Annotated in this window: 20 protein-coding genes and 1 pseudogene; 12 read left to right on the plus strand and 9 right to left on the minus strand. The window is 63.1% G+C overall.

Annotation, left to right across the window (positions count from 1 at the left end):
• Nucleotides 1-44 precede the first annotated feature (44 nt).
• The 8 genes and pseudogenes from MESCI_RS31175 to MESCI_RS31210 form a co-directional block, all read right to left on the minus strand.
• The gene (locus MESCI_RS31175; protein ID WP_245268673.1) at nt 45-659 is read right to left on the minus strand and encodes a hypothetical protein; all 615 of its coding nucleotides are present in this window, start codon (nt 657-659) and stop codon (nt 45-47) included.
• Between the two features lie 80 nt (nt 660-739).
• Nucleotides 740-1,486, minus strand: coding sequence for a hypothetical protein (locus MESCI_RS31180; protein WP_013525202.1), 747 nt, complete (start codon nt 1,484-1,486; stop codon nt 740-742).
• Nucleotides 1,487-1,706: 220 nt separating this feature from the next.
• A pseudogene (locus tag MESCI_RS31185) lies at nt 1,707-3,089 on the minus strand (ATP-binding protein); the annotation flags it as partial.
• Nucleotides 3,050-4,135, minus strand: coding sequence for an ABC transporter ATP-binding protein (locus MESCI_RS31190; protein WP_013525203.1), 1,086 nt, complete (start codon nt 4,133-4,135; stop codon nt 3,050-3,052). The gene MESCI_RS31190 and the pseudogene MESCI_RS31185, both read right to left, overlap by 40 nt.
• Before the next feature lie 11 nt (nt 4,136-4,146).
• Nucleotides 4,147-5,079 carry a 3,5-dioxohexanoate:acetyl-CoA acetone transferase gene (gene kce / locus MESCI_RS31195; protein WP_013525204.1) on the minus strand — a complete coding sequence of 311 codons (933 nt, stop codon included), beginning with the start codon at nt 5,077-5,079 and terminating at the stop codon, nt 4,147-4,149.
• Nucleotides 5,080-5,123: 44 nt separating this feature from the next.
• Nucleotides 5,124-5,972, minus strand: a complete 849-nt coding sequence (locus tag MESCI_RS31200) for a carbohydrate ABC transporter permease (protein WP_013525205.1) — start codon at nt 5,970-5,972, stop codon at nt 5,124-5,126.
• The gene (locus MESCI_RS31205) at nt 5,969-6,904 is read right to left on the minus strand and encodes a carbohydrate ABC transporter permease (RefSeq protein WP_013525206.1); all 936 of its coding nucleotides are present in this window, start codon (nt 6,902-6,904) and stop codon (nt 5,969-5,971) included. The genes MESCI_RS31200 and MESCI_RS31205 overlap by 4 nt, the downstream gene beginning before the upstream one ends.
• Before the next feature lies 1 nt (nt 6,905).
• Nucleotides 6,906-8,156, minus strand: coding sequence for an extracellular solute-binding protein (locus tag MESCI_RS31210; RefSeq protein ID WP_013525207.1), 1,251 nt, complete (start codon nt 8,154-8,156; stop codon nt 6,906-6,908).
• A gap of 137 nt (nt 8,157-8,293) precedes the next feature.
• Here MESCI_RS31210 and MESCI_RS31215 point away from each other — a divergent pair, with 137 nt between their 5' ends.
• The 3 genes from MESCI_RS31215 (at nt 8,294) to MESCI_RS31225 (ending at nt 11,572) form a co-directional block, all read left to right on the plus strand.
• A complete protein-coding gene (locus MESCI_RS31215; RefSeq protein ID WP_050596253.1) occupies nt 8,294-9,217 on the plus strand; it encodes a BadF/BadG/BcrA/BcrD ATPase family protein in 924 nt (307 codons plus the stop codon).
• Entirely contained in the window at nt 9,218-10,240 is a 1,023-nt protein-coding gene (locus MESCI_RS31220) for an SIS domain-containing protein (RefSeq protein ID WP_013525209.1), read from the plus strand.
• A 141-nt stretch (nt 10,241-10,381) separates the two neighbouring features.
• On the plus strand, nt 10,382-11,572 hold the full coding sequence (locus tag MESCI_RS31225; RefSeq protein ID WP_013525210.1) for an ROK family transcriptional regulator: 1,191 nt from the start codon (nt 10,382-10,384) through the stop codon (nt 11,570-11,572).
• A 503-nt stretch (nt 11,573-12,075) separates the two neighbouring features.
• On the opposite strand, the gene MESCI_RS31230 is transcribed toward MESCI_RS31225, so the two are convergent.
• A complete protein-coding gene (locus MESCI_RS31230) occupies nt 12,076-12,747 on the minus strand; it encodes a GntR family transcriptional regulator (protein ID WP_013525211.1) in 672 nt (223 codons plus the stop codon).
• 133 nt (nt 12,748-12,880) lie between these two features.
• Between MESCI_RS31230 and MESCI_RS31235 the strand changes: the two genes are divergently transcribed.
• The 9 genes from MESCI_RS31235 (at nt 12,881) to MESCI_RS31275 (ending at nt 22,104) form a co-directional block, all read left to right on the plus strand.
• Nucleotides 12,881-13,468: an amino acid synthesis family protein gene (locus tag MESCI_RS31235; RefSeq protein ID WP_013525212.1), complete on the plus strand. Its 588-nt coding sequence runs from the start codon at nt 12,881-12,883 to the stop codon at nt 13,466-13,468.
• Nucleotides 13,461-15,260, plus strand: a complete 1,800-nt coding sequence (locus MESCI_RS33135; RefSeq protein WP_013525213.1) for an alpha/beta fold hydrolase — start codon at nt 13,461-13,463, stop codon at nt 15,258-15,260. Before MESCI_RS31235 ends, MESCI_RS33135 begins: the two co-directional genes overlap by 8 nt.
• Nucleotides 15,257-16,294 (plus strand): LLM class flavin-dependent oxidoreductase, encoded by a 1,038-nt coding sequence (locus MESCI_RS31245; RefSeq protein WP_013525214.1) that lies wholly within the window; start codon nt 15,257-15,259, stop codon nt 16,292-16,294. The genes MESCI_RS33135 and MESCI_RS31245 overlap by 4 nt, the downstream gene beginning before the upstream one ends.
• 10 nt (nt 16,295-16,304) lie before the next feature.
• On the plus strand, nt 16,305-17,774 hold the full coding sequence (locus MESCI_RS31250; protein ID WP_013525215.1) for an aldehyde dehydrogenase: 1,470 nt from the start codon (nt 16,305-16,307) through the stop codon (nt 17,772-17,774).
• A gap of 59 nt (nt 17,775-17,833) precedes the next feature.
• On the plus strand, nt 17,834-18,838 hold the full coding sequence (locus MESCI_RS31255) for an ABC transporter substrate-binding protein (RefSeq protein WP_013525216.1): 1,005 nt from the start codon (nt 17,834-17,836) through the stop codon (nt 18,836-18,838).
• A gap of 59 nt (nt 18,839-18,897) precedes the next feature.
• Complete coding sequence (locus MESCI_RS31260) at nt 18,898-19,758, plus strand: ABC transporter permease (protein ID WP_013525217.1); 861 nt, start codon at nt 18,898-18,900, stop codon at nt 19,756-19,758.
• Nucleotide 19,759: 1 nt separating this feature from the next.
• On the plus strand, nt 19,760-20,560 hold the full coding sequence (locus tag MESCI_RS31265) for an ABC transporter permease (RefSeq protein ID WP_013525218.1): 801 nt from the start codon (nt 19,760-19,762) through the stop codon (nt 20,558-20,560).
• Nucleotides 20,557-21,633: an ABC transporter ATP-binding protein gene (locus tag MESCI_RS31270; RefSeq protein WP_013525219.1), complete on the plus strand. Its 1,077-nt coding sequence runs from the start codon at nt 20,557-20,559 to the stop codon at nt 21,631-21,633. The genes MESCI_RS31265 and MESCI_RS31270 overlap by 4 nt, the downstream gene beginning before the upstream one ends.
• Nucleotides 21,634-21,873: 240 nt before the next feature.
• Complete coding sequence (locus MESCI_RS31275) at nt 21,874-22,104, plus strand: hypothetical protein (RefSeq protein ID WP_164920099.1); 231 nt, start codon at nt 21,874-21,876, stop codon at nt 22,102-22,104.
• Nucleotides 22,105-22,128 lie beyond the last annotated feature (24 nt).

Below are 22,128 nucleotides of genomic sequence, written 5' to 3' on the forward strand. Positions count from 1 at the left end.
TGGGAGGAGCGGAACCGGGGCCTGTCGGTCTGCGGATGCCGTGGTCATGGCGTCTGTCCCTGCCAAAGCGGCAATCCGCTTTCTCTGGCGAAGTCTCTATCTTCCGCGTAGATGGGCTCGCCTCTTCTCGCCACCCGCCGAAGCAAATCCGCATCTTCGTCGGCATGATATCGGAAGGCGTTTCGGCTATCGTATCCATGCCCGGCCTGAGACAGGGAAAACCCGCTGACCACAACCGGAGCGAAGCCGGCGAAACGCGCAAGCATGACAGCGAAAGCCCCCGTGGAGATGTTCCGGTGCCAGCCGCGGGATACGTGAAATTTGCCGCTAAGCCGCCAGACGATGTTGGCAAGCTGCCACCTGGTAAGCGCCTGCAAGGTGTCGTAACGATAATCGAAGGTGCGACAGCCGGCTTTCAGCTTGTCCTCCACGTCAGGCCAGATCGGGACGATCAGATGCTTTGCCTGCCGTCCTTTTAGCAAGTCACGCTTGTAGAAGTCCTGCTCACCTTGGCCAACCAGAATGCCGCGACGCATCAGCGCCATATCAGGAGCGGCGAGGCCAAAGGTTTCCGCCAAAATCTGGGAAGCGTTGACGGTTACAAGCGCCCAACCGGCATCATGTCCGTACGGGAGGCGAAAATTCGGCGCCGATCCCATGACCAAGACGGGACCCGTGAGCCTGGGCAAGCGGAGGATGGGCTTTGAGAGCACGGGCAAGAGATCCGAAAGCGGAGGTTTCATGCGGGGATCTGAACCGCATTTTCCTCAAACGCACGCAGAATGCTTTCTTCTCGGCTCCACAATTCGTCCCATTGTGTGGCGCCCGACCAACCGGCAAACCAGGGACCGCCGAGCGTGTAGTGCGCCAGCGACACCTCGGCGGGGTCGAGTTCGGAAGCCGACGCCCCTACGAGGTAGTTCCATGCCAGAGGCAACTCCCCGATCTCATGATCCTCGAGCCATTTGAAGGCGTGGAGGTCACGTCCGGGCCACGTATTAAGCATTTCGTTCGTCAGTCGTTTGTTGGCGGGATGGTCTAGATTCCACAAAACGACCGACGACCAGTTCTTGCGCCGATAGAACGTCTGCGTTTGTCCGTCCATCTTGACGGCTTCAGACTCGCGTTGCCGGTGCTTAACCGCCATGATCGCGTAGGAAGGATCGACCAGGTCGAGCAGCTTGACGGGATCCTGCAGAAAAAGAACGTCACAATCGCAGAACATGGCCCAGCCGCCTTGCCGCATAAACGGAACGGCAAAGCGCGATATGGCAAACTCGGTCGCCATCGGTGCCTCGGAGATCGGGCACCAGAGCCTACCGTCACGTACCTCCATCGGTCGCTTCATGATTCCTTGGGCTTCAAGGTCTTTGAGCACCAGTGGGTGGATCTGCAACGGCGTGCTTGTCCGGCGGAAGGCGCTCCATCGCGCCACCTCGAGGACTCGGGCTTCGCGTGGGTCGTACCCGATGTAGATTGGCATCATAGTGCAACTCTGCAGTTGGAAGTGAGTTTGCCCGCATTATGCAAGGTTGCGCGGCTGGCGGTAGACCCCAGGTAAATGGATCAACCCGCCGCGATGGCGATCGTGCAAGGCCAGAGCGCCACAGTCGGGATATTGTTGCAGTCAGGCCGGAGTCAAGCAACCGTGAGCGACGGTATTTCGTTTGGCTCGACGGAACATTGGCCGGGCCGGCGGCCCAAATAAAGCGAACAGATGTTATCGCGCTCGCTAGCTCCTTTTCCGTGAATGGCTTGCTGAGAATTTTGATGTCGCGAGTCCCCGGGAGTTCGGCGTAGCCCGTTGCTATAATGACGGGTACGTTCGGCCACTGGACTTTGATCGTATTCGATAGCTGCAGGCCCGTCATCTTCGGCATAGCATGATCCGTTATGACGAGGTCGAACGGCTGCTCCTCCAGCAACCTGAGGGCTGCCGCCGCAGAATGCGCCTCCGCGACAGTATGGCCGAGATCCTCGAGCATTGCCGCGGTATTCAAAAGGACCAGCGCATCGTCATCCACTGCCAGTGGCTTCCTCGGCAAGAACATCCGGCCCGCGCGCGACTTCCGAGCTCGCGGTGGCCACCGGCAGCCACAGTTCCGCCGTCGTTCCTGCTCCCTTGCGGCTCCTAAGCGTCAGGCGCCCGCCCATTTGTTCTGTCATCCCATGGACCATAGACAGACCGAGACCCGTGCCTTTGCCTACGCCTTTTGTGGTGAAGAACGGTTCTGTCGCCCGAGCTAGTGTTTCTTCGTCCATTCCTTCGCCACTGTCGGCTACCGAGAGGCAGACATAATGGCCGGGAGCCAAGCCAGCACCATTGCTTTCGCCGACCTGTTCCATCCGAGTGGAGATGACGATCGTTCCGCCGCCAGGCATGGCGTCACTGGCGTTGACACACAGGTTGAGCAAGGCAAGTTCGATCTGACTTTCATCGATCATTACATGATCGAGCGAGAGCGGAAATTTCGTCTCTATGATCGCCCTTGAGCCAAGCGACCGCTCCAGCAATTCTCTCATTCCCTGGATTAGGCCAATTAGGTCGACAGGCTTTGGATCGAGTTGCTGCCACCAGGCAAAAGCCAGCATGCGCTGCGTCAAGGACGCTCCCCGTCGCGCCCCGAGCACCGCGTTGTCGAGAAGACGCAGCAATTGTGGATCGTCGGGAAGTCGTTTGCGGAGCAGCTCGAGACTTCCCAGAATCGCCATCAGCAAATTGTTGAAATCGTGGGCGACGCCGCCCGTCAGCTTGCCGACCGCATCCATTTTTTGTGAATGGAAAAGGGCCTCACGGGCCTGATCCAAGGACTCCTGCGCCTTCTTCCGCTCCGTAATGTCGCGTGTGATCTTCGCGAACCCCAGGAGTTCGCCATCCTCGTGCCGAATGGCGTCGATGACCACGTGGGACCAGAACGCAGTGCCGTCTTTGCGTATACGCCAGCCTTCGCGCTTAACTCGCCCTTCACGGGCGGCGATCTCCAGGGCACTTTGCGGACTGCCTCGCTCACGTCCTCGAGAGTATAGAATTGCGAAAAGTGCCTGCCGATTATTTCATCTGCCGAATAACCCTTGATGCGTTCCGCACCCGCATAATGCGCTGACCCTTGGCGTTGAACAGATGCAACTGGGTGAGGTCCGGCGCCAGGAAAACCTTCTGGCCCGGCATCACGGAAATCCGCTCGCGCAGCAACGCGCTCAGCGTGTTGTTGCCGGCTTTGGCCATGACAAGGGTTTCCGCGCCGGTCGGCTCGACCACTTCGACCACCGCCGGCACGCCGCTGTCTGAGAGCTTGAGATGTTCGGGCCGGATGCCCCAGGCAAGCCCACTTTCGCCCTGTCCCAACGCAGGCAGCGGAAATACCGTGCCGTCGCTGGCGACAAAACCGTCCGTAGTGGTGCGGCCGTCCAGGATGTTCATCGACGGCGAGCCGATGAACTGGGCAACGAACAGATTGGCCGGCCGGTCGTAGAGATCGAGCGGGGCGCCGACCTGTTCGACGATGCCGCCATTCATGACGACGATCTTGTCGGCCATAGTCATGGCTTCGACCTGGTCGTGGGTGACGTAGACGATGGTGGTTCCCAGGCGCTGGTGCAGCGCCTTGATTTCGGCGCGCATCTGCACGCGCAGCTTGGCGTCGAGGTTGGAGAGTGGCTCGTCGAACAGAAAGACCTTCGGGTCGCGCACGATAGCGCGGCCCATGGCGACACGCTGGCGCTGCCCGCCGGAAAGCTGGCGCGGATAACGATCCAGCAAGTCCTGCAGTCCGAGGATCGTCGCGGCACGCGCAATCTTGGCGTCGATCTCGCTTTTATCGATCTTCTTCAGCGTCAGTGCGAAGGCCATGTTCTCACGCACCGTCATGTGCGGGTAGAGCGCATAGTTCTGGAAGACCATGGCGATATCGCGCGATTTCGGCGCGACATCGTTGATAACCTTGCCTTCGAGCGCGATCTCGCCGGCGCTGATGTCTTCCAGGCCGGCGATCATCCTGAGCAAGGTCGACTTGCCGCAACCGGACGGGCCAACCAGGATGACGAATTCGCCCGACGCGATGTCGACGGACACGCCGTGGATGACCTTGGCCTTGCCATAGGCCTTCTCGACACCTGATATGGTGAGCGCACTCATTGGTGTTTTCCTTAGAAAGAGACCTTGTCGCCGCCCTTGAGCTGCAAGATCTGCCGCGCCTCGTCAGGGGTGGCGACCGAGGCGCCAAGCCCCTCGATGATCTGGCGCACCTTGAGCACCTGCTCGGCGTTGGATTTCGCCAGCTGGCCCTTGCCGATCCAGAGCGAGTCCTCCAGCCCGACGCGCACATTGCCGCCGAGCGCGATGGCCTGGGTGGCGATCGGCAGCTGGCTGCGGCCGGCGCCCAGCACCGACCAGTGGTAGTCCTGTCCAAACAGCCGGTCGGCGGTGCGCCTCATATGCGCGACATCCTCCGGATGGGTGTCGATGCCGCCCAGTATGCCGAACACGCTCTGGACAAAGAACGGCGCCTTGACCAGGCCGCGCTCGACGAAGTGCGCGAGCGTGTAGAGGTGGCCGATGTCGTAGCACTCGATCTCGAAACGCGTGCCGTTTTGCGCGCAGGTGCGCAGGATGTGCTCGATGTCGCCAAAGGTGTTGCGGAAGATGCGGTCGCGCGAGCCTTCGAGATAGGGGCGTTCCCACTCATGCTCGAAGGTCTTGAAGCGCTCCAGCATTGGGTAGAGGCCGAAATTCATCGAGCCCATGTTGAGCGATGCAACTTCCGGCGCAAAGGTCGCCGCCGGCTTGACCCGTTCCTCGACGCTCATTGTGGCGGCACCGCCTGTGGTGATGTTGATGACGCAGTCCGAGCGTTGCTTGATCACCTTCAGGAAGGGCGCAAACGCCTCGGTCGACTGGTCGGGCCGGCCGTCGGCGGGGTTGCGCGCATGCAGATGGACGATGGCCGCACCGGCCTCGGCCGCGCCGATCGCGGCGTCGGCGATCTCTTGCGCGCTCACCGGCAGATGCGGCGACATGGACGGCGTGTGGATCGAGCCGGTAATCGCGCAGGTGATGATGATCTTGTTCTGGTTCGCCACTTGAAAGAAACCTCGTCAGTTTGAGCGGGCTATTTGACCGCGCCTTATTTCACTGCGCCTTGGGTGATGCCGGAGATGAACTGCTTCGACAGCACGATGTAGAGCAGGGTGATCGGCAGCGCTGCCAGTGTCAGTCCGGTGAACAGCACGCCCCAGTCGGTGGTGAACTCGCCGACGAAGACGGTGAGGCCCTGCGGCAGCGTCTTGAGATTGTCCGACGTGATCAGCACCAGCGGGAAGAAGAAGTCGTTCCAGATCGGAACGGCGTTCTGGATGGCGACGATGACCAGCGCCGGCCGCGCCAGCGGCAGCATGATCGAGCGCATGATGCGAAATTCGCTGGCGCCGTCCATGCGTGCGGACTCTTCCAGTTCGCGCGGCAAGGTCCGGAGGAAGCCGGTCATGATGAACACCGCTGAGGGAATGCCCATGGCGACATAGACCAGCACCAGGCCGGCATAGCTGTCGACCAGCCCAAGCGAATCCAGCTGGATGAACAGCGGAATGATCGCCAGTTTGAGCGGCACCGTCATGCCGCTGAGGAAAAACATCAGCACCAGCGCGCTCAGCCTGAACTGGTAGCGGGCAATCGCATAGGCGGCCATGGTGCTGAACAGAAGGATGAGCGCCACCGCGGCCATGGTGACGCCGACGGAGTTGGCGAGGTAGCGCACGAAGTTGGTTTCGCTCCACACCCGCTCGGCATTGGCCAGCGAGAAGTGCGCCGGCAAGGCGAAGGGAGAGCTGAAGATCTCGGCATTGGTCTTGAAGGACGACATCACCATGACGAACAGCGGATAGATCATGATGACGGCGTTGATCGCCAGCATCAGCTGGATGGCGCCGTTCTTCAACAGCTCGCCTGTTTCCCTGGTGCCAACAGCTGCGCTCACAGCTCGATCTCGCGACGGCGCAGGTAGCGAAGCGCGATTGCCGTGACGCCGGCGACGATGATGAACATCATCACGGCCAGTGCGCTGCCCTGGCCGAAATCCTGGATGCCGGTCGTCGTCGAACCGAAGGCGGTGCGGTAGAAATAGAGGCCGAGCACGTCGGTGGCGCCGCCGGGCGAACCGGTGAGGCCAGCCATGACGTAGGGGATTTCGAACCAGTTGAAGCTGCCTATGAAAGTCAGGATGGTGACGATGGTGACGCTCGGCGCAATCAGCGGCCAGATAATCCTGGTCATCAGCACATAGTCGCCGGCGCCGTCGAGACGGGCGGCCTCGATGACTTCCTTGCTGACGCGCTGCATGCCGGCCAAAAGCACCAGGGTCGGGAAACCCAGCCAGTGCCAGACATTGGCGAACAGGACGCTGCCGAGTGCTGTGTGTTCATTGCCGAGCCACGGAATGGCACCGATGCCGACCAGCGCCAGCGTCTGGTTCACCAGACCGAACAGCGGGTGCAGGAACAGTTTCCACAGGAAGCCGACGATGACCGCCGACAGCACGACGGGAAGAAAGACGATGACCTGGTGGATGCGGTGGCCGGGCAGTGCCTTCAGCAAGGCATAGGCGAGCAGGAAGGCGGTGCCGTTCTCGAACACCATCAGCGCCACGAAGGCGATGATGTTGTGCTTCAGCGCGTTGAAGGTCCAGTCGCTATAGGGCTGTTCAAACAGCACCTTGCGGAAATTTTCGAAGCCGATGAATCCGATCGGCTGCAAGCCGTTGAACTCATAGAAGGCAAGGCGGAAGGCTGAGAGCAGCGGCCAGAGCACGAACAGCACCATGACCACCAGGGCCGGTGTCAGCAGGGACGCGATCCAAAGTGACCGGCGCCACGGAAAGGCTTTTGTGGTGTGGCGCCGGCCGATGTTCATGTCACTTGCCCTGGAAAGGCTTGTACCATTTGGCGAGGCCGCTGGTCAGGTCGGCGGCCAGCTGGTCCGGGGTGATCGAACCCGACATCATCTTGGTGATGTCGCCCTGCAGCAGCTCCGATCCCGTCGGCTTCTCGAAACGGAAGTAGACGACATTGATATGCGGCATGGCGGTTTCGTTCAACTTGGCGACATGGGCGAGAAGCTCGTCCTTGATGACGACGCCCTTGATCGGCGAGATGTTGCCGAGCAGCGCGGAGAACTTGTCGCCGAACTCCTTGGTACCCATCCAGTTGACCAGCTTGAGCGCGGCTTCCTTGTTGGCCGACTTGGCGTTGACGGCATAGCCCCCGTCGAAGAACTTGGTCGCCTGCGGGGTGTCGCCGGCCTTGGCCATGGGCGGGGCGACGAAGTCCATGTTGATGGCAGGGTTCTGGGTGCGGTAGCTGGCGATGTCGAAGCTGCCGCCGGCCAGCATCGCCGCCTTGCCGCTGATGAACAGCTGGCCCGCGGTGTCGTAGTCGATGCCTTCGAAACCGGGAGGCATGTAGTCGCGCAATTCGAGCAGCTTGCCGAGTGCTGCGACATAGCGCGGGTCCTTGAAGGTGGTCTTGCCCGACGTCAGGTCGCTGACAAAATCCTGGCCGAGGAACGGGTTGGTGAAGATGGCGACGAACATCTCGTTGAACCAGCTTGTGCCCATGCCGTTGGCGAGGGGATAAATACCCTTGTCCTTCAGCGCCTTGCTGACCGTTATGAACTCATCCCATGTGGTCGGCGGGGTCAACCCGGTCTTGGCGAAGACGTCCTTGTTGATGAACAGGCCGAGCGTCTGCGAGGCGAAGGGCAGGGAATAGACCTTCTTGTCGGCGCGGTAGGTGCCGGCCACCAGCGCATCGGCGGGCTGGTTAGCGAGTGAAGGCACCGTGGTCAGATCCTGCGGCTCGAAATAGCCGGCCTTCACGAACTGCTCGAGCCAGCCATAGGCGTGGGTGTGGATGACGTCGCCACCCTTGCCGGCGGCCAGGGCCGTCGAGACGATCGTCGGATAGTTCTCGTCCGGGAAGGACTCGAACTTCACATGGATGTCCGGGTTGGCCTTGGTGAAATCGGCGAAAAGTTCGTTGTAGGCGGCCTTGTCTTCCTGGCGCCAGGTCCAGAACGAGATGTCGGTGGCATGCGCCACGCTGGCTGCCAATCCCCATGCGAAAGACGCGGCCGCGAGGGCCAGCCCAATCCTTCTCCTGCTCATGTTGCAATCTCCCAATCGCGCTTGATGCGCTTTTTACGACGATTATCAAATCATAGTTCTTGCCGTCTGGAAAGATAGTTTGTAAAGTTTCCTAACTAATGTGGATTGGACGCGGCAGCCCGGCTTGCGCGGTGGATATGGTGACCCAGAAAATCATTGCAGGCGTGGATATAGGCGGCACCAAGACGCGCATCATGGCGTGCCAGGGCGAGCGCATCGCCGACGAGGTGCTGGTGACGGAGAGCTGGCGCATTCGCCAGATGGAGACTGATGCCGAGACACTGGCTGGGATCGTCGCGGGATTGTGCGGCGGGGTCGCGCCCGCTGTGCTGGCCGTTGGCGCGCATGGCTGCGACACGGGTGAACAATGCCTTCGCTTCCAGGCGCTGCTGGCAAGCAGGACCGGTGGTGCGGTGCAGGTGGTCAACGATGCCGAGCTGATGGTTCCTGCCGCTGGCTATATCGACGGCATCGGCGTCGTCTCCGGCACAGGCTCGATCGCGGTGGCACGCACGGCCGATGGCAAGATGCTGGCAGCCGGTGGCTGGGGCTGGATCCTTGGCGACGAGGGCAGCGCGCCGGCATTGGTGCGCGAGGCGGCGAAAGCAATCCGGCACAGCCTCGACCGGGGCCAGGATGGTGACCCGCTGATTGCCGGGCTGATGCGCGAACTGGGTACAGACGACCAGACCAAGCTTGGCATCCTGCTCAACGAAACGCGTGGTGCCGCGGTCTGGGGCCGCTATGCCAATGCCGTATTCGATGCGGCGATCGCCGGCTCGGCTCTGGCTATCCGTGTTATCAGCGAAGGCGGGGCAGGGTTGGCCGCATTGGTCGAACTCTTGATCGAACGCGGCGCCAATCCCGCCCTTGTCGTGGCTGGCGGCGGGGTCATCTCGGAGCAGCCGATGTTGATGACGGCATTCGTCGAGGCCATGGCAAAGGTCTCGCCGTCGAGCCAGGTGCTGCTGCTGCGCGAGCCGCCGGTGCTGGGTGCGGTCGCCTTGGCGAGACGACTGCTGGTCGGTCAGGGCCAATCTTCGGGAATTGGAGCGGTTTGAATGATGAAGCGTATCGGCTATCGCCCGGCGGTGGCGCGCCAGACGGAAAGTCTCGAAATCGGCCGGCGTTCGGTGGCCTCGTCGCTTGACGACCTCGATCTCGGCGCTTTTGCCGGCAAGACGATCGGGCTTGCCGGCATCGGCGCCAGCTATCAGGCGGCGCTGGCCGGTGCGCTTTATCTGCGCGCCTCCGGTATCAAGGCTTTTGCCTATACGCCGACCGATCTCTATGGCCGGACGGATGCAGCCGCCGATGCGTTCATCGCGCTGTCGGCCTCCGGGCAGAGCCGCGAAATCTACGACGTCATGCGCGAGGGGTCGGGCGCGCCGCGCCTGGCGGTCTGCCGTGGCAGCGGCAATCCGCTGGCTGATCTGACTGGTGCTGTGCTTGCCACGGATTCTGGCGCCGACAATGGCGCAAGCTCCACCGGCTATACCGGGACCTTGCTGGCGCTCGGCATGCTGATCGACAGGCTCGCCGGCAACAGATTCGACTGGACGACTTTGTCACCTGCAGCCGCCACCGTCCTTTCCGGTGCGCAAAGCGCTGCCGGGCAGGCGGCCCGGCTGCTGCAGGGCAGAACATCCATCGACATCGTCGCCGCCGGTGTCGGCTTCGCCAATGCCGGCGAGGCGGCGATGCTGATACGCGAGGCGGTGCGGGTGCCGGCATCGGGATGGGACACGCTGAACTATCTGCACGGGCCGATGGAATCGCAGGATGCGGCGACCGGACTGATCGCCATCGGCGACGGTCGCGAGGTGAAGATCGCGCAGGATCTTGCGGCGCTGGGCTGCCCCTCGGTGCTGGTGACGCGGCGCAGCGATGTCGCTCCAGCCGACAGGCTGGTGGTGATCTCGATTCCCGCGCTCGGCAACGCCATCGCTGATGCCATACTGGAGATCATCGCCATCCAGCTCATTGTCGGCGACATGCAGGACGCGGCCGGCCTCACCGACATCGTGTTCCGCTACCGCCAGACCGATACCAAGCTGAAGCCGTGGTCGCCGACCGAAGTCTGACGTCCTTGTCCGGACATCGCGGAAATTGCCAAACCGGTCAGCAATGAGGCATTGAGGACAGGATATGGCTTTCGAGTCGGGGCAGCGAATGCGCTTTCGCCGACCGGAGACAGGATTTCAGGCAAAGGTCGAACGGCTGAGATGGCGGCTGCGGAAATCCCCAATCTGACCGACAGCGCCCGGGCGGTGCTGCGCCTGCTTGCCTCGCACGGGCCGGTGACGCGGCCAAAGCTCGGCGCCATGCTCGACCTGTCGAAGCCTACCATGTCGGCGGCGGTGTCGGAGCTGAGCGCGCTCGGCCTCGTCGCCTCGCGTGGGATTGAGCGCGGCGCCATTGGCCGCACGGCGACGATCTACGGCATCGGTCCAGGTGCCGGCTACGCGATCGGCATCGATGTCGGCGCCGCCCAGGTGCGCGCCGTCGCCTATTCGATGGATGCGCAGAAGCTGGCGTCGGCGGAAGAACCGATCCCGGAAACGATAGCCGGCGATGCCGACGCGGTCGGCGCCGTCGTGCTGTCGGTCGCGCGTGCCACAATGGCCAAGGTGGCCAAGAGTTTTCGCGCGTTGCGCGCCATTGCGGTGGCGGTGCCGCGCATCGTCTCCAATGATCGTTTCGACCGGCCCGGGGGGCCGTCCGCCGTGCTTGGCCTGCTGCGGCGCAGCATCGAGGTGCCGATCGTCCTGGAAAACAACGTCAACTGCGCGGCCATTGGCGAGATGCATTTTGGTGCCGCGCAAGGCCACCAGACCTTCGCCTTTCTGCAGGTCGGCGTGCGGGTTGGCCTCGGCCTCATCACCGAGGGGCGTTTGTTTCGCGGCGCCGGTGGTGCGGCCGGCGAAATCGGCCGCATGCCGTTTCCATGGTCGGCCAGCGAGACCCCCTATCGTGAAGGGCTCGAACATTATCTCGGCTCTCGGGCGCTAATAGAGCGCTGCCGTGTCGACTGGCCCGCTGGGGAAGGCGCGCCGCCCGACTCGGCCAAGGATCTGTTCGCGCGTGCTCTGGAGGGCTCAGCACCGGCGGTGGCGGCTGTCGCGCGCCATGCCGCCGATATCGGCAGGCTGGCCGCTGGCTGTATCGGCATACTCGACCCCGGCCTGATCGTGCTTGGCGGCGGTGTCGGCAGAAACCCGCTGATGACGGAAAACGTCGAGCGCGTCGCGGCAGAGCTTGCGTGGCCGACACGGATCGCCGTCAGTTCCCTGGGGGACGACGGGACCGCGCTGGGTGCCGTGAAGCTGGCGGTTGATTACACTCTCGGGCTGATGCTGCGCGAAGGGCGCCACCCGGCTGTGGTGCTGCCCCCAACGTCAAACGTGGAGCCTTAGAGGTGGTGTATCGTGGAGCACAATACCTCGTCGCCACTGAGCATTGCTAGCGCTCATCGCGCCAAAGAAGCGCCTGACGGACGAGAGAGACTGGGCCATATGGATTTCGTTTCTTGCGGTGTTCGGGAACGTGCTTTCGCTCGGCCCTGCGCTCGTTTGGCGCGCCCACGTACTGCGACGAGACTTTTTTCCTTCGCCTGAAGATCCTGCATCGCTCGTTCTAGGTGGTCGTATAAAGGAAGCCATTCCTCGCCTTGGTCACTAGGCGCGACGATGATCTCCGCAACGCGATCGAGCGCTCGCTCGATGCGCTCCTCCTCATGAGAAATTTCAATGGAATATATGCTATTTAAACGATCGAGTGGGCATCCAGTTCCAGGCTCGAAGGCGGACGCCAGCTTTGCGCCCCATCTCAGTCGTAAAGTTGCATTTTTCAATTGCCCGGAAGCAGACACTTTCTTCAAGGCCCTTCGACGGGTTGGATAGGCTGAACTCACGGGGATCTAGACCAGGCGAAGTTTATCTCGAGCGATCTGCCAAGCCGATTCGACATGTCGCCGTGCCGCCGCTTCCGCCTCATCGGGCTTGCGCGACCTTATCGCGTCCATGATCTCGTTCATCTCGCTGATCGCAGGCTCGCGGCGGTTCTCCGAAAGAATGGTCATCGAACGAAGCTGATTGATTCGGACATTCAGCCCGCTGACGATTTCCCAGGCGACACGCTTGTCGGCGGCCTCGAACAGCGCCTCATAGAATTTCGTCGTCGCCCGCATCACTGCCGGCGGCGTCGCCGACGCCCATGCCCCGAACAAGTCCGCCAGCGCGCGTTCGAGCGTTGCCAGTTGCTCGCCGGTGGCCGACAGGGCGCAGGCGCGTGCCGCAATGCCTTCAAGCAGTGCTCTCAACTCATAGATCTCGTCGGTGCGACCGAGATCCGGCCTGGCTACGGCCGGCCCGTGCCCAGGGATCATCTGCACGAGCCCCTCGGCCTCCAGTTGCCGCAGCACCTCGCGCACGACGGAACGGCTGACGCCAAGCTGGTCGCAAAGCGGCCGCTCGACCAACCTTTCGCCAGGCTGGAAGTGGAAATCCATGATGGCTTCGCGCATGCGCTCCAGCGCCAGCGTTCTCAAGGTCTTGGCGCTGCGGTCGATGCGAAGGGTGTCGTCTGGCATGTCTTGGCTCCTGCACCGCCACGAAAACAGATTCCATGCCCGGTTGACAAGGTACTTGGTGCTCCATAGCATGGTATACCATAAGATGATACAGAGATCGGACGGTCCCTGGCATCGCCGACCCGAGGATTCCATGCAGCCTGCCATCCGCAAGATCGTGACTTATACCGAGAACACGCTGATCGAAGGCGGCAAGGCTGCACCGCGGCCGCTGCGCCTGATCGCCGTCGCCGCGGTGCTGACGAACCCTTGGGCGGGACGCGGCTTCACCGACGATCTATCGCCCGAGATCCGCGACTGTGCGCCTGTGCTCGGAGAGACCCTATCCCGCGAGATCATTGCCATCGCCGGTTCCGGCGACGCGATCGAGGGTTATGGCAAGGCAGCCATTTGCGGCACGTCTGGCGAGATCGAGCATGCCTCGGCGCTGATCCACACGCTGCATTTTGGCAATCATTATCGCCGCGCCGTCGGCGCCAGGACCTATCTTGCCTTCACCAACCTGCGCGGCGGGCCGAACACGCCGATCATGATCCCACTGATGGACAAGAATGACGAAGGACGGCGCTCGCATTACCTGACCGTGCATTTCCAGATCGGCGATGCGCCGGCGCCGGACGAACTGGTGGTGGCGCTTGGTGCGTCGATCGGCGGTCGCCCGCATCATCGTATCGGCGATCGCTATCAGGACCTCAAGGAGCTTGGGGACGTGCATGGCTGACGCTTCCACCTGGGCGCGACAGGGCACAACGTTCGATGGCACCTGCTTCATCCGTGCCGGCGCTGGCACGCCGGTGCTGTTCATCCACGGCGTCGGCATGAACGCCGCGATCTGGCAGCCGCAGTTCGAACGCATGGCCGACAGCTTCGACGTCATCGCGATCGACATGCTCGGCCACGGCCAGTCGCCACTGCCGCCGCAGCACCCGGAACTGGCCGACTACGCCGACCAGGCCATTCGCCTGCTCGACCATCTTGGCCTCGACCGGGTGTCCGTCGTCGGCCATTCGATGGGTGCGCTCGTTGCCCAGGAGTTGGCCCTGCGCGCACCGGAGCGCGTCCGCCGCATCGTTTCCCTGAATGCCGTGTTCCGGCGGCCACCTGAACTGGCCGAAGCCGTTCGCCAGCGCGCGGTGGCGCTCAACGGGCGCAGCGATACGGCCGGCACGGCACAGACCATTGCGCGCTGGTTCGGTGATCCGGTGCCGACCGAGCTGGAGGCGGCAGCGCGGAACACGGCATACGCACTGATCGCGGTCGACCCGGAAGGCTATGCCCGCACCTACCGCCTGTTCGCTCGTGCCGACGGCGATCATGCCGACCGCCTGCCGACGCTGGCCGTACCGGCCCTGTTCATGACCGGCTCCGAGGACAGGAACTCTTCGCCGGCAATGTCGGCCGCGATGGCACGGCTGGCGCCGCATGGCCGCTGCACGGTGCTGCCGGGCGAGAAGCACATGATGGCGGTCGCGGCGCCGGACCTCACCACGCGCCATATCGTTGACTTCCTCGCGGAGGACGAAGCGATCGAGCGAAGCGGCACTGCTGAGGCGAATACCGGGTTCGACAGCGGCGAGTTCCGCCGTGCGCTGGGATCCTTCCTCACCGGCGTCACCATCGTCACCACCATCGGGCCAGAAGGCGAGCCGCGCGGCTTCACCGCCAACTCGTTCACCTCAGTGTCGCTCGATCCGCCCCTGGTGCTGGTCTGCATCGCCCACAAGGCCTTAGGCCATCCTGTCTTCGCGACATCGAAAAGCTTCGCCATCAACATCCTCAACGAGGGCCAGAAGGCAGCGTCCGGCATCTTCGCCTCGAAAGCCGCCGACAAGTTCGCCGCCGTAGCATGGCGGCCGGGAAGGACCGGCAGTCCCGTTTTGGACGGCTCCGTCGCGTCCTTTGACTGCGACATGGAGCGGCTGGTCGAGGCCGGTGATCATTCGATCCTCATCGGCCGCGTCCGCGATTTCGAGCACAATTCCGCGCAGCCGCTCGGCTATTGCCGCGGCGCCTATGTTGCACCCGGCCTCAGCCAGGACGCGCTGGCCGCCACCCAGCCCGGCACCGATGTCGGCGCCATCCTCGAAAATGGTGGCCGGATCCTGTTCGTGGAATCGACGGACGGTTTTGAACTGCCGCGCGGCCGAGGGTTGGGTTCGGCAGGCGATGGCAATAGTCTGCGTGGACTGCTTGCGGCAAAGGCCATCGAGGCCCAGCTCGGTTTCCTGTTCGCCGTCTGGGACCACGCCGGACCTGTTTCGCGCACGCATGTCTACTATCGCGGCACGTTCGACGTGCCCGCTTCCAGCGATCGCGGCATTCGGCTCATCGAGATCGACGCGATCGAAGGATTGAAGATCGCCGATCCGGCGATCCGCTCGATGCTCACGCGCTATATCAGGGAATGCTCGGTAGATGCATTCGGCGTCTATGTCGGCAACGATGTCGAAGGCGAGGTCCGGCCGCTCGCCAGACCCAGCGCTTCCACCGTCAATACAGGTGCCCACGGATGAAATTCTCGCTCTTCGTGCATATGGAACGGTCGGATCTGGCCAAGCCGCATTCCGAGCTTGTGACCGAGCTCGAAGAACTGGTCCTGATGGCCGAACAGGCATGCTTCGAGACCGCCTGGATCGGCGAGCATCACGGCATGGAATTCACCATCTCGCCCAATCCCTTCATCAACATCGCCTATCTCGCCGCCAAGACCAGCCGTATCCGCCTCGGCACCGGAACCGTGATTGCGCCCTTCTGGCACCCGATCAAGCTTGCCGGCGAAGCGGCGATGGCTGACGTCATCAGCGGTGGCCGGCTGGACATCGGCATCGCGCGCGGCGCCTACAGCTATGAATATCAGCGCATCTTCCCAGGTCTTGACGCCTGGGGCGCCGGCCAGCGCATGCGCGAGATCATACCGGCGATCCGCGGCCTATGGGACGGCGACTTCGAACTCTCCGGCGAGTTCTGGCAATTCCCCGCCACCACCTCCTCGCCCAAGCCGCTGCAGAAACCCTACCCGCCGATCTGGGTGGCGGCCCGCGACCCGAACTCGCACGATTTCGCCGTCGCCAACGGATGCAAGGTCCAGGTAACGCCGCTGGCTTCCGGCGATGACGAGGTGACGAGCCTGATGCAGCGCTTCAACGCCGCCTGCGCCGCGCATCCCGAGATCGAACGACCGGAAATCATGCTTTTGATGCACACCTTCGTTGCCGACGACGCGGCTGACGCCGATCGCCTGACGCAGGACCTGTCGACTTTCTATTGCCAGTTCGGCGCCTGGTTCCAGAACAAGAAACCAGTGCATCAAGGCATATTGGAGCCGCTGACGCCGGACGAGATCGCGGCCATGCCGCAATACGCGCCCGACAAGATCAGGCAGAACCTGGTGATCGGCGAGGCCGATGAGGTCATCGCCCGGCTGAAGACCTATGAGGCACTCGGCTACGACCAGTATTCGATCTGGATCGACAGCGGGCTTTCGCACGAGCACAAGAAAAAGTCGCTGCAACTGTTCATCGACCGGGTGATGCCGGCCTTCCTTTGATCGCGAGCCCATGACCGACGCCCCCTTCAGGAACTTCATCGACGGCCGCTTCGACGAACCGTCCGCTACTTTCGACAGCGTCGACCCGTCGACCGGGGCGGCCTGGGCCAGGATGCCGGCGGCGAGCGAAGCCGATGTCGACCGCGCCGTCGAGGCGGCGCACCGCGCCCTGCGTTCCGGCCCATGGCGTAGGATGACCGCGACGGCGCGTGGAAAGCTGCTGGTCAAGCTGGGCGACCTCGTCGCCGCCAATGCTGGGCGACTTGCCGAGCTCGAGACCCGCGATACAGGCAAGATCATCCGCGAGACCCGCGCCCAGATCGCCTATGTCGGCGACTACTACCGCTATTATGGCGGGCTTGCCGACAAGCACGAAGGCGCGCATGTGCCGATCGACAAGCCGGATCTCGACGTCACCATCCGCCGCGAACCGATCGGTGTCGTTGCCGCGGTGGTTCCGTGGAATTCGCAGCTCTTCCTCTCGGCCGTCAAGCTCGGTCCGGCGCTCGCCGCCGGCTGCACCATCGTGCTCAAGGCCTCCGAGGATGGCCCGGGGCCGCTGCTCGCTTTTGCCGAACTGGTTCATGAGGCTGGCTTTCCCCCAGGCGTCGTCAACATCCTCACCGGTTTGGGCCATGATTGCGGCCGGCGCCTGACCAGCCATCCGCTGGTTTCGCGAGTCGCCTTCACCGGCGGTCCCTCGACGGCGCGCGCCATCGTCAGGAGCACGGCGGAGAACCTTGCGTACACCACTCTGGAACTCGGCGGCAAAAGCCCGGTCGTCGTCTTTGCCGACGCCGATCTCGACAGCGCCGCCAATGCGGTGGTCGCCGGCATTTTTGCCGCGACCGGCCAGAGCTGCGTCGCCGGCTCGCGGCTGCTGGTCGAGCGTTCGGTCAAGGATGAATTCCTAGCCCGCCTGAAGCGCAAGGCCGAGGCGATCCGCATCGGCGATCCGCAGGATCCGGCGACCGAAATGGGTCCGCTCGCCACGCTGCGTCAGCGCGACTGGATCGAGAAAGTTGTCGCGGAAAGCGTCGCCGGGGGCGGCACGCTGGTCACCGGCGGCACAAGGCCAGCCGGCAGCGGCTTCTACTATGCGCCGACCATCATCGATGCCGGCGCCAGCGACCTGCCTTGCGTGCGCGAGGAACTGTTCGGGCCAGTGCTCAGCGTGCTTGCCTTCGACACCGAAGCGCAGGCGCTGGCGCTCGCCAACGACACGCCCTTCGGCCTCGCTTCAGGCGTGTTCACCAGCAATCTCGCTAGGGCGCACCGCATGGCGCGCGACATCCGTGCCGGCGTCGTCTGGGTCAACACCTATCGCGTCGTATCGCCGCTCGTTCCCTTCGGCGGCTACGGCCTGTCGGGGCTCGGCCGGGAGGGTGGGCTCGACACCATCAGAGATTACACACGATCGAAATCCGTCTGGATCAACACCTCGGACGAGCCGATCCCCGATCCCTTCGTCATGCGCTGAGAACCGCGGGACGCAGGTGCACTGAGAAAAACAAGAACAGACCAACAGAGGAGAATGACATGAAACTGATTTTGACCGGCCTGCTGGCCGGGCTACTCACGGCAACCGCCGCCAAGGCCGATGAGATGGCGTTCACCAGCTGGGGCGGCACCACGCAGGAAGCGCAGACCAAATCCTGGGCAGCCCCCTTCGAAGCCAGCTCCGGCATCAAGGTGCTGCAGGACGGACCGACCGACTATGGCAAGCTCAAGGCCATGGTCGACGCCGGCAATGTCACCTGGGATGTCGTCGACGTGGAAATGGATTTCGCCATAAAGGCCGCCAAGGACGGGCTGCTGGAGCCGATCGACTATGCGGTCGTGCCCAAGGCCGATCTTGACCCGCGTTTCAGCAATGAGCATGCCGTCGGCAGCTTCTACTACTCCTTCGTGCTCGCCTGGAACAAGGGCGCCGTCTCGGGCGAACCGATCGGCTGGGCCGACATGTTCGACACCAAGAAGTTTCCCGGAAAGCGGACCTTCTACAAATGGTCGGCGCCGGGCGTCATCGAGATCGCTTTGCTGGCCGACGGCGTGCCGGCGGACAAGCTTTATCCGCTTGATCTCGACCGTGCCTTCAAGAAACTCGACACCATCAAATCCGATATCGTCTGGTGGGGCGGCGGCGCTGAATCACAGCAGCTGATTGCCTCCGGCGAGGCTGCCTTCGGTCAGTTGTGGAACGGGCGTGTCTTCGCCCTCCAGCAGGATGGCACCGACGTCGGCGTCGCCTGGAAGCAGAACCTCACCGCCGCCGACGTGCTCGTCGTGCCGAAGGGCGCCAAGAACAAGGACAGCGCGATGAAGTTCCTCGCCGCCGCCACCAGCCCGACCGGCCAGGCGAAATTCGCCGAGGCAAGCGGCTATGCGCCCATCAACACCAAGGCCAAGGCGGAGATGCCCGCCGATGCCGTCAAGGCCCTGCCTGATGCCCATGTCGACGGCCAGATCAACCTCGACATGAACTACTGGGCCGAGCATCGCGACGAGATCGCCACGCGCTGGTATGCCTGGCAGACCAAGTAACACCGTTGCAGACCGACGGGGCGCGGCTTGCGCGCCCCGTTTTGAGACAGGACCGCTCGATGCAGGGAAGTTCTTTCAGACGCAGCTCGGTTGCCGGCCTGCCAGCCGGCAGCGGCAGCGCCTTGCCGGCCCTGCTTCTGGTTGGCCTGTTCTTCATCGTGCCGGTGGTTGCCCTGCTGCTGCGCAGCGTCACCGATCCCGAACCCGGCTTGCAGAACTACGCGGCGCTGTTCGGCAGCGACACCTATGTGCGGGTGTTCCTCAACACCTTCCTGGTCGCAACGGTCGTCACAGCCGTCACCATCCTGGTGGCTTTCCCTGTTGCCTGGATGCTGGCGATCATGCCGCCGGCCCCGGGCTCGATCGTCTTCGGCATCATCATTCTGTCGATGTGGACGAACCTTCTCACCCGCACCTATGCGTGGATGGTGCTGCTGCAACGCACCGGCGTCATCAACAGGGCGCTGATGGGTTTGGGCATCATCCATGAGCCGCTGCCGCTCATCAACAACCTCGCCGGGGTCACCATCGGCATGGTGTACATCATGCTGCCCTTCATGATCCTGCCGCTGGTCGGCACTTTACGCGCCATCGACCCTATGACGCTGCGCGCGGCCGCCCTTTGCGGCGCAAGCCCGTTCGAGGCCTTCCGCCGCATCCTTTTGCCGCTGTCGCTTCCCGGCATCGCCGCCGGAGGGCTGATGGTCTTCGTCATGTCGCTTGGCTACTTCGTCACGCCTGCCCTGCTTGGCGGCACATCGAACATGATGCTGGCCGAGATGATCGCCCAGACGGTGCAGTCGCTGCTCAACTGGGGGCTTGGAAGTGCGGCCGCCTTCGTCCTGCTTGTCGTCACCATGGCGCTCTACGCGATCCAGCTTCACCTGGTCGGCGCCAGGCGCGCCGGCGGAGGGCTCTGACATGCTGCTCGACTATGACCGGCTCGGATGGCTGCGCGTGGCACTTGTCGGCTTCACGGCGGCAGTCGCGGCTTTCCTGTTGCTGCCGGTGGTCTTCATCGTGCTCCTGTCGTTCGGCTCGTCGCGCTGGCTCGCCTTCCCGCCGCCCGGCTGGACGCTGAAATGGTACCAGCAGTTGCTGGCTGATCCGACCTGGATCGATGCCGCGCTGACCAGTGCCCGGATTGCCGCCATGGCCGCCATCCTCGCCGTCGTCATCGGCCTGTTCGCCTCCTTCAGCCTGGTCAGGGGTGAGTTTCGCGGACGCCAGGTCCTGCGCGGCTTGCTGTTGATGCCGATGGTGCTGCCGGTCGTCGTGTTCGCCATCGCCATCTACGCCTTCTTCCTGCGCATCGGCCTTGCCGGCACCACGGTCGGCTTCGTCATCGCCCACACCATCCTGGCGCTGCCTTTCGCCATTATCCCGATCACTGCGGCGCTAGAGGGTTTCGACAAATCCATCGAGGACGCGGCCATAGTCTGCGGCGCCAGCCCGCTGCAGGCACGGTTGAGGATCACCTTGCCGTCGATCAGGATCGGCATCTTCTCCGCGGCGATCTTCTCTTTCCTGGCCTCATGGGACGAGGTCGTGGTGGCGATCTTCATGGCAAGCCCGACCTTGCAGACCTTGCCGGTCAAGATCTGGGGCAGCCTGCGCGCCGACCTCAGCCCGGTCGTCGCCGCCGCCTCCAGCCTGCTTGTCGGCCTGACCTTGTGCCTGATGATCGTGACCGCACTCCTTCGCAGGAAAATGTCAAGATGACCCGGCCATTCCTGTCCATACGCGCGGTGAGAAAGACGTTCGGCGCCTTCGTCGCCGTCCATGACGTCACCATCGATGTGCCCAAGGGGGAGTTCCTGACGTTCCTTGGCCCGTCGGGTTCCGGTAAGTCGACGACACTCTACGCCATCGCCGGTTTCCAGGATCCGAGCTCGGGCGATGTGCTCCTGGAGGACAGGTCGCTGCTTTCGGTGCCGTCGCACAAGCGCAACATCGGCATGGTCTTCCAGCGCTACACGCTATTTCCGCATCTGAGTGTCGCCGAGAATGTCGCCTTTCCGCTGCGCGTGCGCCGCCGACCGGATGGCGAGATCAAGCGCAAGGTCGCCGACATGCTGGCGCTGGTGCGCCTCGAAAACTTCGCCGACCGCCATCCGGGCGCGCTGTCGGGCGGCCAGCAGCAGCGCGTGGCGCTTGCCCGCGCGCTCGCCTACGACCCGCCGATCCTGCTGATGGACGAGCCGCTGTCGGCGCTCGACAAGAAGCTGCGCCAGGAGATCCAGGCCGAGATCCGCCGCATCCACCGCGAGACCGGCGTCACCATCCTCTATGTCACGCACGACCAGGAGGAGGCGCTGCATCTTTCGGATCGCATCGCTCTGTTCAGGGAAGGCCGCATCGAACAGATCGGTACTGGCGAGGATCTTTACCTCCGGCCGGCGAGCGAGTTCGTCGCCGGCTTCATCGGCAACTCGAATTTCCTGCCGGCTGAGCATTTGCAAACCGCAGATGGCGCATCGACGATCCGCCTGGCCGGCGGCTCGATCGTGACCGGCGTCAAGGCGACAACGTCGTTCGGCCAAGGCCAGAACGTCCGGCTGATGGTGCGCCCGGAAGCCTTCCGCTTGACGCCTACGCCGACAAGCGTGGCACTCGCCGTCGAGATCGTCGATACCGCCTTCTTCGGCGACCGACGGCGGGTCGTGGCACGCACGGCCGGCGGAGATGAGATCGACGTCAGGCCAACCTCTGACGCAGAGGTGGGCGATGGCACCGCCACATCAGGTCAGCGCATCTTTTTCGATCCCGCTTCGGCGTTCCTGTTCCCGGCCTGATGGCCGGGATTGCGCATGTCAAAGCGATTCCGTTGCGGAAAGAAAGTCCGCTTGTGAAAATGCGTGCTTAGAAGCTGTCAGTCCGCTTCAGGCCCCTTATCTGCCAAACAAAGTTGCTTACGGCTTAGCGAGAGGGTCAGACGCCTCTGGCTGGAAAGCTGTTCGGTTGCCATCGCACGCCTGCTGGTCTGCAGTCCGTTAACACCCCGCCGACCAGTGTCCCTGGCCTGCGCGTTATGCATGCGGCACCTCTACCCCGAGCGCGTGCGGTGGCCGCTCTTGCTGCGATCGGCCGAGGCGTTTATGCAGGTGGAGGATCGCCGCGAACAGCTGGACGTCGTGAGACGCCGCGACCGCATCGTCGCTCACCTCGCGCATTTGCTCAAGGACCAGGGCGCACGCGCGACCTCGGAGCTGAGCAGCGTCAACCTACATCTGGTCGAGGATGACATTGGCGTCTTGCATACCTGAATATAATCAGGTTACGGAACATTG

The organism is Mesorhizobium ciceri biovar biserrulae WSM1271 (genome assembly GCF_000185905.1).
Taxonomy (GTDB): Bacteria; Pseudomonadota; Alphaproteobacteria; order Rhizobiales; family Rhizobiaceae; genus Mesorhizobium; species Mesorhizobium ciceri.